At 61.6% G+C, this 14,427-nt stretch carries 21 protein-coding genes; 11 read left to right on the forward strand and 10 right to left on the reverse strand.

Annotated features, from left to right (window positions below; all coding sequences use genetic code 11):
• The 8 genes from Q9K02_RS13995 to Q9K02_RS14030 form a co-directional block, all read right to left on the reverse strand.
• Positions 1 to 705 (reverse strand): NAD(P)-dependent oxidoreductase, encoded by a 705-nt coding sequence (locus Q9K02_RS13995; protein WP_066761559.1) that lies wholly within the window; start codon positions 703 to 705, stop codon positions 1 to 3.
• Between the two features lie 108 nt (positions 706 to 813).
• The gene (locus Q9K02_RS14000) at positions 814 to 1,302 is read right to left on the reverse strand and encodes a DUF6692 family protein (RefSeq protein WP_066761563.1); all 489 of its coding nucleotides are present in this window, start codon (positions 1,300 to 1,302) and stop codon (positions 814 to 816) included.
• On the reverse strand, positions 1,299 to 1,826 hold the full coding sequence (locus tag Q9K02_RS14005) for a DUF305 domain-containing protein (protein ID WP_172807445.1): 528 nt from the start codon (positions 1,824 to 1,826) through the stop codon (positions 1,299 to 1,301). Before Q9K02_RS14005 ends, Q9K02_RS14000 begins: the two co-directional genes overlap by 4 nt.
• Entirely contained in the window at positions 1,823 to 2,236 is a 414-nt protein-coding gene (locus tag Q9K02_RS14010) for a potassium channel family protein (protein ID WP_054527894.1), read from the reverse strand. The genes Q9K02_RS14005 and Q9K02_RS14010 overlap by 4 nt, the downstream gene beginning before the upstream one ends.
• A complete protein-coding gene (locus Q9K02_RS14015; RefSeq protein ID WP_255356054.1) occupies positions 2,233 to 3,537 on the reverse strand; it encodes an APC family permease in 1,305 nt (434 codons plus the stop codon). The genes Q9K02_RS14010 and Q9K02_RS14015 overlap by 4 nt, the downstream gene beginning before the upstream one ends.
• A gap of 284 nt (positions 3,538 to 3,821) precedes the next feature.
• A complete protein-coding gene (locus Q9K02_RS14020) occupies positions 3,822 to 4,094 on the reverse strand; it encodes a hypothetical protein (RefSeq protein WP_010240151.1) in 273 nt (90 codons plus the stop codon).
• Between the two features lie 211 nt (positions 4,095 to 4,305).
• On the reverse strand, positions 4,306 to 4,770 hold the full coding sequence (locus Q9K02_RS14025; protein ID WP_066761567.1) for a DUF411 domain-containing protein: 465 nt from the start codon (positions 4,768 to 4,770) through the stop codon (positions 4,306 to 4,308).
• Positions 4,767 to 5,471, reverse strand: coding sequence for a class I SAM-dependent methyltransferase (locus Q9K02_RS14030; RefSeq protein ID WP_066761569.1), 705 nt, complete (start codon positions 5,469 to 5,471; stop codon positions 4,767 to 4,769). The genes Q9K02_RS14025 and Q9K02_RS14030 overlap by 4 nt, the downstream gene beginning before the upstream one ends.
• A 133-nt stretch (positions 5,472 to 5,604) precedes the next feature.
• Between Q9K02_RS14030 and Q9K02_RS14035 the strand changes: the two genes are divergently transcribed.
• The 11 genes from Q9K02_RS14035 (at position 5,605) to Q9K02_RS14085 (ending at position 13,362) form a co-directional block, all read left to right on the forward strand.
• Entirely contained in the window at positions 5,605 to 5,901 is a 297-nt protein-coding gene (locus tag Q9K02_RS14035; protein WP_066761572.1) for a hypothetical protein, read from the forward strand.
• A gap of 3 nt (positions 5,902 to 5,904) precedes the next feature.
• Positions 5,905 to 6,339 carry a Spy/CpxP family protein refolding chaperone gene (locus tag Q9K02_RS14040; RefSeq protein WP_008603940.1) on the forward strand — a complete coding sequence of 145 codons (435 nt, stop codon included), beginning with the start codon at positions 5,905 to 5,907 and terminating at the stop codon, positions 6,337 to 6,339.
• 6 nt (positions 6,340 to 6,345) lie between these two features.
• Positions 6,346 to 6,906 (forward strand): RNA polymerase sigma factor, encoded by a 561-nt coding sequence (locus Q9K02_RS14045; protein ID WP_066761573.1) that lies wholly within the window; start codon positions 6,346 to 6,348, stop codon positions 6,904 to 6,906.
• A gap of 55 nt (positions 6,907 to 6,961) precedes the next feature.
• Positions 6,962 to 8,770: a copper resistance system multicopper oxidase gene (locus Q9K02_RS14050; protein WP_066761574.1), complete on the forward strand. Its 1,809-nt coding sequence runs from the start codon at positions 6,962 to 6,964 to the stop codon at positions 8,768 to 8,770.
• Positions 8,767 to 10,080, forward strand: coding sequence for a copper resistance protein B (locus Q9K02_RS14055; protein ID WP_066761575.1), 1,314 nt, complete (start codon positions 8,767 to 8,769; stop codon positions 10,078 to 10,080). The genes Q9K02_RS14050 and Q9K02_RS14055 overlap by 4 nt, the downstream gene beginning before the upstream one ends.
• Positions 10,081 to 10,104: 24 nt before the next feature.
• Positions 10,105 to 10,623, forward strand: a complete 519-nt coding sequence (locus Q9K02_RS14060; RefSeq protein ID WP_082924209.1) for a YybH family protein — start codon at positions 10,105 to 10,107, stop codon at positions 10,621 to 10,623.
• Positions 10,624 to 10,650: 27 nt separating this feature from the next.
• Positions 10,651 to 11,382 carry a PepSY domain-containing protein gene (locus Q9K02_RS14065; protein ID WP_009823988.1) on the forward strand — a complete coding sequence of 244 codons (732 nt, stop codon included), beginning with the start codon at positions 10,651 to 10,653 and terminating at the stop codon, positions 11,380 to 11,382.
• A 4-nt stretch (positions 11,383 to 11,386) separates the two neighbouring features.
• Positions 11,387 to 11,521: a hypothetical protein gene (locus Q9K02_RS14070; protein ID WP_267900630.1), complete on the forward strand. Its 135-nt coding sequence runs from the start codon at positions 11,387 to 11,389 to the stop codon at positions 11,519 to 11,521.
• A gap of 91 nt (positions 11,522 to 11,612) precedes the next feature.
• Positions 11,613 to 12,284: a DUF2231 domain-containing protein gene (locus tag Q9K02_RS14075; RefSeq protein ID WP_009823986.1), complete on the forward strand. Its 672-nt coding sequence runs from the start codon at positions 11,613 to 11,615 to the stop codon at positions 12,282 to 12,284.
• A 14-nt stretch (positions 12,285 to 12,298) separates the two neighbouring features.
• A complete protein-coding gene (locus Q9K02_RS14080; protein ID WP_278323567.1) occupies positions 12,299 to 12,706 on the forward strand; it encodes a hypothetical protein in 408 nt (135 codons plus the stop codon).
• A 284-nt stretch (positions 12,707 to 12,990) separates the two neighbouring features.
• Positions 12,991 to 13,362, forward strand: a complete 372-nt coding sequence (locus Q9K02_RS14085; protein ID WP_098104451.1) for a hypothetical protein — start codon at positions 12,991 to 12,993, stop codon at positions 13,360 to 13,362.
• A gap of 41 nt (positions 13,363 to 13,403) precedes the next feature.
• On the opposite strand, the gene Q9K02_RS14090 is transcribed toward Q9K02_RS14085, so the two are convergent.
• Positions 13,404 to 13,628 carry a helix-turn-helix transcriptional regulator gene (locus Q9K02_RS14090; protein WP_141457938.1) on the reverse strand — a complete coding sequence of 75 codons (225 nt, stop codon included), beginning with the start codon at positions 13,626 to 13,628 and terminating at the stop codon, positions 13,404 to 13,406.
• Positions 13,621 to 14,427, reverse strand: an 807-nt coding sequence (locus Q9K02_RS14095) for a hypothetical protein (RefSeq protein WP_305933412.1), incomplete at its 5' end; no start/stop codon positions are given. The genes Q9K02_RS14095 and Q9K02_RS14090, both read right to left, overlap by 8 nt.

Below are 14,427 nucleotides of genomic sequence, written 5' to 3' on the forward strand. Positions count from 1 at the left end.
CTAGTCGATCCCGAATTCGGCTTTGAGCGCCGAGACGTTCTCGAAGCGGTCTGCTTCTGGCCGGGCGATAGCGGGTTTAGCGTTGACCCAGGTGTTCTCGCAGACGAATTCGAGCATGGCTGCCGCGAGGTCGGCGTGCCTGCAACGAAAGCAACCCTCGGCAAGACGCTCGTCGGTAATGACGGCTTCACCCGTATAGGGTTCGTCGAGGAGCCAGCCCGGTCGCGCAGCCGTCCATTTCAGGCCTTTCGCGCGCTCCAGAAGATCTTCCATGGCGCGCATCTGTTCGAGAATATTGTGCAAGGCTGGTCTTGCCGTGAGCTCGAACCATGCAGGAACGCTGGGTTGCGGCTCTACAAACGCCGCCGATATCACGACGATCTGGGAAATGCCGGTCGTCGACATCGCTTCCACCAGCCTGCGGGTTCCCTCCGTGTAAAGCGGAGGCGGATCGATCGTCGTGGATGGACTGAACCCTATACCGAGTGCGGAAATGACCGCACGACAACCTTCAAGCTCGCTGCTGAAGTCGTCATTGAGAACGTCGCACTGGAAATACTCGACATTGTCGACCCTGTCCGATGGTTCGGGCAGGGTGTGTTCGAACGCTCGTACCGCGATGCCCTTGCGGACCGCATGGCGCAATATTTCCGTGCCGGTCTTTCCTCCGGCACCGAAGACCGCAAGGGGGGCTGCATCGGTCACAGGCTCAGCTTCCACTGTAGCACCTCATTGTAAATTCGGCCGCGCTTGCCGGGCCGATCATGATTATGGAGCGGGCACCGACGGAAGCCGGCGCCCGCTCGCTCGTGTTCACGCTTCGCTGTTGCCGCAAGTCGTGTACCCCCAGAACCCGAACTCGTCCTTCATCCGGGGGCCGGCGACGATGAGCTCCTGCATTTGCAAGCCCGCGTCTCCTTCGTCATCGAGAATGCGCGTACGGATACGAAGCTCACCATTCGCATACTCACCCGAGGCGCTTGCCGTAACAGGGATCAGCTTGCCGTTGATCTTGATGGCCCCGCGACCGCTGTTGTCGTAGACGAATGACGGAAAAGCGACCTCGGTCAGGCGGAACTGGCACGTGTTTTCGGCTCCCAGCGCGGCGAGGTCCGCCTCGCTCATGGTCTCGGGCAGCATGAGGCCGGGGCTGAGGTTGGCAAGAGCGCTCGCAGCACTCTCTATCGGAGCTGCCGTCGCCGGAGGATCGAGCTGCGCTTCGCGATCATTGCCGACCGCGGTATTGGTGTTGCAGGCCGCCAGCGGGAGGGCTGCAAGCGTCAGAAGTGCGATCTTGTTCATTGCTGCATCTCCTCGGGCAGGCGTTCTTCGGTGCGTGGACCGTTCTCCTCGATGTCCTCGATGAGATATTTCATCTCGGCGATCTCACGCCGCTGCGCGACGATGATGGCCTGCGCAAGTTCGCGAACCCGCGGATCCTTCAGGCTCGCCCTCTCGCTGGTCATGATCGCGATCGAGTGGTGCGGGATCATCGCGGCCATGTATTCGGTGTCGTCGACCGTGGTCTGGCTGCGTACGAGCCATAGCGCGAGTGCGAATACGAGGGCTCCGACGCCCAGGATGATGAAGTTCTTGGTCCGGTCCTTGTACATGCCCCACATGAAGAGAAGCATGACCACCATCATCATCGCGCCCATGACGAACATCATCCAGAAGCGCGTCTCGCTCCAGAACACGTCGTCCATGTCGAAGCTGTTGGCGTACATCAGGAAGAACATGATCACGGTCGAGGTCGATACCATGGCCATGAATCGCCAGTAGTTCCCGCCCCCTCCCTTATCCGAGTGGGATGTGCTTTCAGTCATGCGTTTTCTCCTTCCTTCATCATGGTCCAGAACAATTGTGCCGAGCAGCTGATGAGCGCGAAGCCGGTCAAGGCTTCGACGCCGGCAATGACGCGCAGGTGCTCGGTCGGGTAGATGTCGCCGAGCCCCAGCGTGGTCACGTTGATCAGCGAGAAATAGAAATAGTCCATCGCACTCATCGCCGGCGTCTTGTCGAACCCGCCGAGGCCCAGCTCCGCGCCCAGCCAGAAACCGCCAGCGAAGAGCGTCGCGACAAGCAGGTGCGATGCCAGGACGAGAAGCGCGACCCCAAGTTTGGCGGAGAAATTTCCGGGTGCGTCGAGCATGCGATGCCCTGCGCCGAGGATCGACAGATGCACGCCGACCGAGGCTAGGAAAAGTGCAATGGCGAGAATTAGTGCGGCGATCATCGATGATCTCCATCGTGTGTGGCGGGCATTTCACGCAGCGCAGGATTCCGACGGAGATAGAACCATTCGGCTCCGAACACTGCGGCAATACCTGCGACCGCATAGGCGACGACCGCAGGGTCGGTTTTGAGCTTGGCGAGGGCAAAAGCTGTCAGGACTACGCCGTCCGCCATGAGCGCCGACCAGAGGATCCAGGCACGCGCGCCTATTTCTTCCCGCAAACCGCGCAGCACGCCCCAATGCACGAGCATGTCCATTACGAGATAGAAGAACGCTCCGAGCGAGGCGATCCGCGAAAGATCGAACAGGACCGCGAGCGTGCCGGCGACCACGACGGTATAGACCAGCATGTGACTGCGGATCGGTCCCTTCATCCCAAAATGGCTATGCGGGATCATCTTCATTTCGGTCAGCATCGTCAGCATTCGCGAAACGGCGAAAACGCTGGCGATGACACCCGAGGTCGTGGCTGCGATCGCGATTGCGACTGTGAAATAGAACCCAAGCTCTCCGAGCGCGGGGCGCGCAGCTGCCGCAAGCGAGTAATCGCGCGCTTGCGCTATTTCCGAAGTGCTGAGGCTGGCTCCGACCGCCACCGCGACCAGAAGGTAGACGACCACGCATACTGTGATCGAAATGATAATAGTTCTGCCAACATTTCGGTGCGGATCGATGATTTCGCCGCCGCTGTTGGTGATGGTGGTGAAACCCTTGAACGCGAGGATCGAGAAGGCGACCGACGCGAGCAACGCGTCGAGACCCGAAAGCGCGACTGGCTCTGAGAAGGCGCCGCCCGAAAAGCCGCTGGCCCAGATCGCCGCAATCGCGAACAGGGCGATGCCGCCGATCTTGATCGCCGACATGACGAGAGAGAAACCGCTGACCGATTTGTTGCCTGCCGCATTCACGAAATAGGCGAAGACGATGAGCGCCAGTGCCGCGACGGAAACCAGAATGCCGCTGCTCTCGAGCCCAAAGGGCCGCAAGGCATAGGTCGCGAAGGTCCGAGCGACCAGGCTTTCGTTGATGACCATCGACAGCGCCATCAGGAGCGATGCCGATGCTGCAACAACACCCGGTCCGTAGGCCTTCTGAAGAATCATCGCGATGCCGCCAGAGGAGGGCCAGCGGTTCGACATCTTGATGTAGCTGTAGGCGGCTAGGGAAGTGACCAGGGCGCCGACTATGAAAGAAAGCGGAAATAGCGGTCCAGCCAGTTCGGCAATCTGGCCGGTCAGTGCGAAAATACCAGCGCCGATCATGACGCCGGTTCCCATTGCGACACCGCCAAGCAGCGTTATCGATCCAGCACTCTTCCCATGTTGATCGTTGCCATCTGTCTGCAAGTCTTTCCCCTGTCGATGTCCTCCCGTCCGAGAAACATCACGACAAGCAGTACGTTGCGAAGCGGCTCACCCCTCAAAAAATTTTCTGGCGGGGCATGAGCCATCCTTGGGCTGGCCCCGAAATCGCGTTGAGCTATCGATTTCCGGCGGCGCGCTCTTTCTTCCTGCAGCGATGCCGATGGCGGCGCGTCAAGGCACGGCAGTCCACGCTGAGTGCGCCTAATATTCAGCGCGTCAAATCAGGAAAACCGGGCCTGGAAAAACCGGTGCAGCGGGACCGCGATGAGTGCGATGTACCAGCCGTAGAGAAAACTGCCCACCGCTCCTGCAAGAAATCCCGACAGGGTCAGCCATTCGAACCATGGCAGCAACGGAGCCCAGGCTTGGTGCATGTGAAACCGCTCGGGTGCGAGGACTCCGAAGGCAATGCATAGGAGGTAGCTGACAAGCAGGAACACGCTGAGCGTCCAGCCCCATGCGAATATCGAGTTCTTGATTGATCCTTTTACCATCGCATTTCTCCCACTTCGTGCGTCCTAAAATTATGCAAACGGAAGGGTCCGGGACCGTCGGGGCAGCCGGCCCCGGACCCAGCGGGATGATCGACAGGCATCTTAGCGCCCGTCCCGGTGTCCCGGGCTTCTGTGTTATTCCCGCGCGATTGTTCTTCAACGAGACATCGCCCTTATTTCTCGCGCGGCCACTGGCGTCAGTTCCTTACAATCACCGATAAGATGCGAAGACGCTCTGTCCGGTCGGACCAAAGGCGATGACCTCATAGGGCTGGATCCGGTTTCCGGCCTCCATGCCGGGCGATCCCAGAGGCATTCCCGGAACCGCTAGACCGGCAACGCCGTCGGGCCGCTCGCGCAAAAGTCGGGCGACGGCTTCGGCGGGCACGTGACCTTCGATGATGTATCCATCGACCTCCATCGTGTGGCACGACCACAATTCTTCCGGTACGCCGCGCGCTGTCTTGATCGCCGCCATGTCGTTGCTATCGACCGATGCCACCTTCGCGTTCATCCCATCTTCAAGATGGCCTGCCCAGTTGAGACAGCATCCACATCCGGGGTCCCTGAACATCGTATAGGTCGCTGCCTGAGCCACGTTCGAACAGGCTGCCAGCACGAGCAAGGCCGCGCCGCTAATCGATCGCCGGAGCAGCGAAGGCTTTTTCAAATTCATTGTGCAATTCCTTTCTTGTATCCGCGCCATAGCGAGATCGTCCCGGTTGCCGTCGGGAACCGTTGGAGCAGGCATGGCTCGGTGAAGATTTCGGCGAATAGTTTTTCGACCTCGCCGTCGGCGCTGGGCTGCGTGTCGCTTATGCCGTCAAGAGACTGGACGGTCGCCCGGAAGAGGCTCCGCATGAGTGGGCTATCCTGCTTCATATAATCGGAGATCAACACGGTTCCGCCTGGCACGAGCAAGCTTTCGATGGTTTCCAGGATTGTCTGCTTCTTGCGCAAGGGGACCTGGTGCAGGACGAGGCTGCTGACGATCTTGTTCGGCTGCCACCCTGCGGGCAGCTTGAGGCTTTCGAGAAAGCCATTGTGCCATTTCACGAGATCGGCTCCCGCGCCAAACTTGCGCCGCGCAAGCGCGAGCGCATCCGGGTCGGGTTCGACACCGATCAGACCCGCTTCCGGACAATCCGTCATCAAGGCCTTGAGAAGAGTGCCGGTTCCGCTGCCAACATCGATCACCCGGTCGCCGGGGACAAGGTGCAGTTCTTCGACAATCCTTTGTCGCCAGAGATGTTCGCGGGTGAACAGACCGATCGCCCGGTCGTAAAGGGGCGTCAGAAAGCTCTTGCCAAGAAGAGGCGTAAATTCGCCGTGATCTTCAGGTGCGGTGATATTGTTCACGAGCTGGTTCCCATTCATCCCGGGTTCGACCCGATTCTGACAGACCCGTCTCGGTTACGTATGGCGCTGGACATTCCCTCAAAAAAAGAAGTTTAAGGGATTGTGCAGGCGAGCGCGTATAGGACACGTGCAACCCACAGGAGTTTTTCGGATGCGTGACAATCACTCTCTTGATGCGGTGCTCGGAACGCTTTCCACCACCGCCGCCAACGAGGTCCCAGCCGACTTCATGGATGGCGTTTGGCAGCGCGCCGGACAGCTTGGCGAAATCGCCGACCGACGCCGCCGGACGGCCCTTTTCGTCGGTCTGTTCGTCGTCGGGCTTGGAGCTGGCGCCGGAACGAGCGGTTGGCCCGGCGGCTATGGCACGTCTTCCGCGTCATTTGGCGAGGGTCTTATCCTCGGCGAACAGCTGTCCCCATCGGCGCTCCTCCATGTGGAGCAATAGGGTTTGAAGACGACGCATATCGTTCTCGCGGTGCTTCTCGCAGCACTTGCAGGATGCCTCGGCGCGATTGCCGCGGATCGCTGGGCCAATCACGAGGCCGGCTCCGGCCTCCACGATTTCGTGCACGACGAGCTCACCCTGACGGCCGACCAGGAGCAGCGTCTCGATGCGCTCGAGGCCCGTTTCGCTGTCGAAAGGGCACGGCTCGAAGGATCGGCGCGCGCAGCCAATGCCCGGCTCGCCCAGGCGATGGAAAATGAGCACGAGTACGGTCCCGAGGTTTCGGCCGCGATCGACGAGGTGCATGCGCGTATGGGCGATCTGCAGAAAGCAACGGTACGGCATGTCTTCGACATGCGTGAAATTCTCGAACCCGAGCAGCAACGCCAGTTCGACCGCAAGGTCTCCGACGCCCTGACCCGCGACCCGCGCGACTGAAGCGCCATGTCGGGGGCGGGCGACAATCCGGATGAGGCCCTTGTCTCGCAGGTGAGGGCCGGTAACAAGCGGGCTTTCAGCAAGCTCGTCGAGCATGAAACCGGTCGGCTTCTCGCGCTCGCGACACGCATGCTTTCCTCTCCTTCTCAGGCGGAGGACGTTGTTCAGGACAGCCTCGCTTCGGTGTGGCTGACGCGCCATCGGCTCGATCCGGACAAGCCGATCGGACCCTATCTGACAACCGTCGTCCTCAACCGCTGCCGGGACCGTTTGCGCAGGCGCAAGGTCGCAGGCTTTTTCGGACTGTCGGGTGATGACGAACTCCATTCCATCGCCGACGATTTGCCGGGTCCTGAAGCGTTGGCCGTTTCCAGGGAAGAGCTCAATCTCGTTCAGGCCGAGATCGCGCGAATGCCTTTAAGGCTGCGCGAAGCGCTTGTGCTCGTGACCATCGAGGGGCGTAGCCAGGCCGAGGCGGCCGATCTTCTCGGAACGACCGAAAAGGCGATCGAAACCCGCGTATATCGCGCGCGCAACAGGCTGAAGGAGCGCTTCGAAAAACTTTGAGGGGTTGGCTGGGCGCGCGCGTAAGTAACGGTAAACGCCAAGTCAGGAGCCCTTTATGATCGCCGTCAATCGACGCAAGTTTCTCGGAGCCGGAGCAGGAGGAATGGGTCTGCTCGGCCTTGCCGGGGCGATGCCTGCCTGGGCACGGGGCGCGGACATCCTCGCAGGTAACGCCCGCAAGGGGCTGGACGAGATATCCGGCCCCAATATCGACCTCACCGTTGCCCGATCGGCCTTCGCGACCGGCAACAGGCGCGGCGGCGCGATCGCCGTCAATGGCACGATCCCCGGTCCGCTGTTGCGTTTGCAGGAAGGCACGACCGTCCGGCTCAATGTCCATAACCAGCTCGAGGAAGATACTTCGATCCACTGGCACGGTCTGCTCGTGCCGTTTCAGCTCGATGGAGTGCCCGGCGTGAGCTTCCCCGGTGTCAAACCGGGAGAGACCTTCACCGCCGAGTTTCCGGTTCGCCAATCGGGCACTTACTGGTGGCACTCGCATAGCGGCCTGCAGGAACAGGCCGGGCATTACGGCGCGATCGTGATCGATCCCGCCGGACCCGATCCGGTTCAGGCCGACCGCGAATATATCGTGGTGCTGAGCGAATTCAGCGCCATGTCGCCCCACACCATTTTCGACAAGCTCAAGAAGGGCGAAGGCTACTTCAACTACAACCAGAACACCTGGACCGACGATTACCCGCTTTCGGGCGAGGATCGCCGGATGTGGGCGAAAATGCGCATGATGCCGACGGACATCCTCGACGTGTCGAGCGCGGCTTATACCTATCTTCTGAACGGCCATGGCCCGCTCGACAATCTGGAATACCTCTTCCGCCCGGGCGAACGCGTGCGGCTGCGCTTCATCAATGCCGGCGCCATGACCTTCTTCAATATTCGCATTCCCGGCCTGCCGATGACCATCGTTCAGGCGGACGGGCAGAACGTCGAGCCGGTGGAGGTCGACGAGTTCCAGATCGGTGTGGCCGAGACATACGACGTCGTCGTGACGCCGGGCGCGCAACAAGCCTACACGCTGGTCGCGGAGTCGATGGACCGCTCGGGCATGGGTATTGCCACACTCGCGAGCGCACCCGGCGCTCGCGCCGCCATTCCGCCGCTGCGCGATCCGCCGCTTCTGACCATGGCCGACATGGGCATGAGCGGCATGGACCACGGCTCGTCTGGCGATGCCGGCATGTCGGGCATGGACCACGGAAGTGGCGGCGACATGGCGGGGATGGATCATGGTTCGTCCGGCCAATCCGAGATGGCAGGCATGGCCGGCATGTCGGGGATGCAGATGCGCGACACGTCGCTTCTGCCGCCCGATGTGAAGGTCGGGCCCGGTCTCGACATGGTCTCGATGAACCCGGTCGACCGCATGGGCGATCCCGGCATCGGTCTCGCCGATGTGCCGCATCGTACGCTCGACTATCGCAAGCTGCGCGCGCTGACTCCACACCGCGAGGGCCGCACGCCGTCCCGGCGAATGGAAATTCATCTGACCGGCAATATGGAGCGCTACATGTGGTCGTTCGACGGCAAGAAGTTCTCCGCCGTCTCAGACGAGCCGATCCGTTTCGCCTATAACGAGCGCGTGCGCGTGAAGCTCGTCAACGACACGATGATGGCGCACCCCATTCACTTGCACGGTCATTTCTTCGAGCTGGTCAATGGCGCGCCGGCCGATCGTCAACCGCTCAAGCACACGGTAATCCTGCAGCCGGGTGGCAGCGCGCAGTTCGACCTGACGGCGGACGAGCCGGGCGACTGGGCCTTCCACTGTCACCTTCTCTACCACATGCATGCCGGGATGTTTCAGATCGTCACGGTCGCCAATCCCGACGGGAGCGAAGCATGAAAATTCGTATTGTCAGCCTGCTCGCATCGGTCGCAGCCGGCTCAGTTCTCGCCTCCCCCGCGGCGGCGCAGCATGCCGGTCATTCGCCGGCGGAGCCGCAGCAAAGCGCCGAGGCGCAGGCTGACGCGAAGACGAAGTGCGAGGAAGAAGCCGAGCGCCATCGCGCGATGGGGCATCCGGTTGCAGATGGAGCATGCGAACCGGCTGCTCAACCTGAAGCCGCCATGGACCGCTCGCAGATGGATCACTCAACCATGGATCATGGTGCGATGACCGCTCAGGATGGCCATTCTGGCATGACAATGCCTGTGGACGCTGCCCGTCCACAGGCATCGCCCGAAAGTCATGAAGGAATGGATCACGGCTCGATGCCGCAGGGCAAGCCCGCCGAAGGCGCGATGGATCATTCGCAGATGAATCACGGCGAGATGGGTCAGGCGGAGGCCAGTTCGTCGATGGACCATGGGCAGATGGATCACAGCCAGATGAACCATGGGGAGACGCCTTCGCAGGACAGGCAGGGCATGGACCATTCGGCGATGCAGATGGGCTCGGACGATGATATCCCGCTGCTGCCGCCTCCTCCAGAAGCAGGGAGCGGCCCAGCGCGCGCGGCGGTCGCCATCTGGGGCGAGGAAGCCATGAACGAAGCGCGCCGCGAGCTTGTCCGCGAGACCGACGGAGGAATGCGCTTCTGGTTTCAGGGCGACCGGCTCGAGTACCGCGCCCGCGAGGGGAAGGATGGATATCTGTGGGACATCCAGGGATATTATGGCGGCGACATCGACAAATTCTGGTTCAAGTCCGAGGGTGAGGGCAGCTTCGGCGAACCCATAGAAGGCGCCGAGGTCCAGGCGCTCTGGAGCCGCGCCATTGCGCCCTTCTTCGATTTCCAGGCGGGTGTTCGCCAGGACCTGACCGGTCCGGAACGCACGCACGCGGTTATCGGTATCCAAGGGATCGCGCCTTACCAGTTCGAGGTCGATGCCGCGGCCTTCGTCTCCACCAAGGGCGATGTGACGGCGCGTTTTGAGGGCGAACTTGATCAGCGCATCACGCAGCGGCTGATCCTTCAACCGCGTGCCGAAATCGCACTTTCCGCTCAGGATATTCCCGAACTCGGCATTGGCGCTGGCCTCGACCGGATCGAGGCAGGTCTGCGTCTTCGCTACGAGTTCGCACGCGAATTCGCGCCCTATGTCGGCGTTTCCCAGGAATGGCGCATCGGCGACAGCGCGGATTTTGCGCGGGCCGCCGGAGAGGATCCGAGCGTCACCAATTATGTCGTCGGTGTGCGATTCTGGTTCTGAAATCTCAAAAAGGATAGAACTTCCATGACCAAGCCTTTGACACGCATCGCGGCGACTGCGCTTGTTGCCACGCTGATACCGCTGCCAGCCTTCGCGCAGCAGATGGACCACTCTTCCCATGCGAACCATCAGATGCACGCGATGGACGCTTCGGCGGACGATGTCGCGGGCGCTGAAGAAACCCTCAAGGCCTATCGCACCGCTCTTGAAGCGCGCGACGCGCAGGCAATGCGCGCGCTCTTCGCCGAGGACTCGGCGATCTTCGAGAATGGCAAGGCCGAAGGAAGCTTTGCCAATTACATGGAGCACCATTTGGGCCCCGAGCTCGACGCGATTGTGAGCTTCACCTTTACCGACCCCACGCTGACCGTCACCCGGATGGGGCACATGGCCCATGCCTATGAGACGTATGGCTATCGCATCGAACTTAGCGATGGCCGGGTGATCGAGCGCGACGGCGTGGCGACATCGGTGCTTGCTCACGATGCGGACGGGTGGAGAATCGTCCAGTACCATTCCTCGTCGCGCGCGCCGCGCAACTGATTACGGCTTTCGAAGAGGTAGCACCGGTTGGCAACGCCGTCGCTGAAGCTGCGCCTGCATGTGCTCGGCAGCAAGATCCACAAATGGCTGGCGATTTTCGTCGGTGTCCAGGTTCTCTTGTGGATGGGAACCGGCGCCCTCATGTCGTTTCTCGACCTGGAAGAAGTTCGCTCCGAACATGTCGTTTCGCGTGAACAAGAGGCGCTGCCCGCCGATGCCCCGCTCCCGGCCTGGGTCGCAAACGACGGTACTCTTGCAGCGGTAACGACACGTTCGCTCGACGGCGATGCCGTGACCGAGGTCCGCAAGGTTGACGGTAGCGTGAGCCTCCACGATCCGGTGACTGGGCGTAAACTCTCCCCCATCTCGGCGGCAACGGCAAAATCCATCGCCTTGCGCGCATGGACCGGGCCGCGCACGACCATCGAGGCCGCACGGATCGTCGATGACCCCATCGGAACCGAGTTTCGCGGCCCTTTTCCGGCCTGGCAGGTCACCTATGCTGACGAGGCTTCGACGCGCATCTACATCGATGCCGCCAGCGGCACGCTCGGGGCGGCGCGCAGCGATACATGGCGCCTGTTCGATTTCATCTGGGGCCTCCACATCATGGACTGGACCGAGCGCGACCGCATCAACAGTTGGTGGCTGCTGCTGTTCGGCATTGGCGGCACGATCATAGCCCTGTCGGGTTTCGTCCTGCTGGCGAACCGGATGCCGAGGCTGCGCCGCCGCGCAAAGAAGAGCAAGCTCGCCTGAGCCCATGGGGCTTATTCGCGTGGGCGAACGCCTTACCCTCGTTCGCCAGGCCGAACGCGGCCAGGAGCCGAATGCGTTCGACGATCGCGATGATGCCGCCAGCAAGCGTGACCACCCGGGCGCACTTCAGTCGCGCTGAACTATCAAATTAATGCGAGGGGCACGCGGCTGCCGTGCGTATCAGGCACATAGGTCGCACTTTAACTGCAGGGTCGGGAGACATACGAGACATGAAAGCCCCCTCATTTCTGGCGCTGCTCGCCGCAAGCCTGCTCTTCGTCGGACCCGTTCAGGCTCATGGCGACGAAAAGCACGGCGAAGAGGCGAGCGCCGCGCCTGCTGCCACCAATGGCGATGTGCACGACCAGGCGGCCATGGCGCAGATGGGCGAGACTGCGGATGCTGGCGAGTCCTCCGGCGCGCACGATGAAGCGGGCGCAGCCCATGACGAGGCCGGTGGCCATGCGGATGAGAGCGAAACCGGCGTCATGGCCGTACTGAAAAAGCTGCATCCGGCAACGATCCACTTCCCGATCGCCTTGTTTTTCATGGCTGCGGCCACCGAATTGTTCGTGATGCGCCGGAAAGGAGCGGGCCTGGAAAGTGCGGTGCGCGTACTCGTCTACGGCGGAGCAATCGGCGCAGTCGTCGCAGTTCTGTTCGGATGGATTCACACCGGTCTGTGGTTCGGCGGCGATACTGTCATGCAAGTCCATCGATGGACCGGTATGCTGATCGCGGTTCTCGGTATTGCGATGGCATACCTCGCGAGCAGGCCGAGCCAGAGCCGCGCATGGTTGCGCGCGTCGATCTTCTCCATGGCGGCACTCGTTCTCATCCAGGGGTTCCTTGGCGGCGAGCTCGCGCACGGACCGGACCATCTTGGCGTTTCGTGGCTCTGAAGGAGTTGAATAACATGCGAATTCTGAAATCGAACACCGCGATAGCATTTCTCGCGACCGCGCCATTGACGTTCGCTCTCGCCGCTTGTGACCAAGCGCAGGAGAGCACACCGGCTGCTGAGGTTTCGCCTATGGGCGAAGCTGCGGTGGTGGCTGGCACGGCACCCGAGGCGGGTCTTGCCGATCCGGCAGCCTCTCCCTCCAAAGATGAGGCAGCGACCGCTCGGGAGGACGCTCTTTCGACAAATGGCGCCGCCACGCCCGCCTCACGGCACGCTGCCTCTCCCGCATCACGCGCAACTGCCACACCCGCACCTCCAGCAACACGCACGCAACCCGCGAGCGAGGCGACCCAGCCGGCCGATCCCCATGCGGGTCATGACATGTCCTCGATGGCCGATCACGACATGGAAGGTATGTGATCGGACGCGTTTCCCGGTGACACGGCTATCCAGGAGATACCCTCGGCAAAAACACAAACGAACATCGCAAGATCAGGAAAGGACGGCCCCGCCTCCCCCCGACGCCCTGCGGGTCGCAGGTGCCCCCAAGGGGCCGTTCAGGACCCCGCGTGCAAACCAACCCGACGTGCGGGGTTCCGTTTGCCCGGCTTCGCTGTCGCCGTGCCAGGCGCGTCCCGGCATGGCTTTGTGCTATGTGAGCAGCGCGCAGACAATCGCCTCGGTGCTTATGAAAGGAACCGCATATGTCGGAAACGGGAAAAGCCGGTGCGCTGTCGCGCTGGGAAGACGAAGGCGGGGCATTGCCCTGCGGGCCGCAGGAAGCGCTCGCTGCCGATTGTGAGAAATGGGATATTCCGCCACTTTCCGATGCCGAAATGATCCAGTTGCGCATCAGGGTGATCGCCCTTGAGAACATGGTGCTCGGCCTTCTGTCGAAGGCCAGCGCCAATCAGCTGGCAGCAATCGAAGAAATCGCGGAATTCATATCCCCGCGTGCCGATGCGAAGCCGCATCCGCTTACCTTGCACGCTGCCACGCAGATGGAGCATTTTGTCGAACGCGCCCGCCGGCTTCGCGAGGCACCCTCCCCAGCTGATCAATCTACTGCACGGTAGCTGGGCTCTTTCTATTGGTCACAGGGGATACGTCGAGGTGGCTATGTCGAGTGCTTAATACGATCGGCCACCCACCCGTCGATCTCGCTTTCCGCCCACGCAACCGAGTATCCTCCGAGCTGCACAGGCCTCGGAAACTTGCCCTCGGCCATCCAGCGATAGATCGTTGAACGGCCAAGCCCGACGCGGTGCTGCACTTCGGGCAAGCGAATGAGACGCGTCACCCGACGGGGCTCTGTTGCCTCCTTGTCGATCTCTTCACCCACGATGGCCTCCTTCGGTACCGGCGAAGACATCGCCAATCAGGGCGTCCTTGCGTTCAAGCTCGTCGATGTGATCGGAAAGCAGGCGGGCGACACGATGCGCCGTGCCCTTAGCCCAGCGCGGCTTCACATCGTGAACCTGGTTGCCCAGGACACGTTCGAGCGCTGAAGGCAGTTCGCCGGAAAAGTCCTCGAAGAATTGCGCGAGGTCCGATTGCAGCCACGCAATCGCGTGATCGCCGCTGCTGACGAGAAACAGCAGCAAGTGCGCGTGCGGCGCGACGCCGCACGCTGCAAGAATGCGCAAGGCTTCGCCGAGGCTGGCCGACCGTTCGCCGGCAAGGACGCGGCGCAGGGCATCCTTATGGATCTGCGCGTCGCGCGCGATGTCGCAGCGGGCACGGCCGCTGGCTTCGACGGCGGCCAAAAGCAGCCGGGCGAGGTCGGCGCGAACTTGTTGTTCTGCAAAGAGCGCCATGTTGGTCATCGGCGAATCCTTTCCGGTGGAGGTGATCGAATCACCGGCTAAACGCGAAGGAAGCCTGTAGGAAAACGAAAAGAACATTAAGAGAACATAGAGGAAGGAACGAATCAGCTTCCTTCGGTGATTCGCGCGAATTCCGGTCGTGTTCGCGCATATGACGGCACGCTTCGCGCCAAAGCCGGCACAGTCGGCGCTGCAGCGCAATTGGCCGGCGCAAATCCCGGCCATCGCACCTTCAGATTGTCCCCCGTCAGCACCTATGGCACAGATTTGAGGTTGTGATTTAAGGAGGATTTGGGCTTCGTCGTAGTGACGAAG

This window comes from Qipengyuania profundimaris, from assembly GCF_030717945.1.
Classification (GTDB): domain Bacteria; phylum Pseudomonadota; class Alphaproteobacteria; order Sphingomonadales; family Sphingomonadaceae; genus Qipengyuania; species Qipengyuania profundimaris.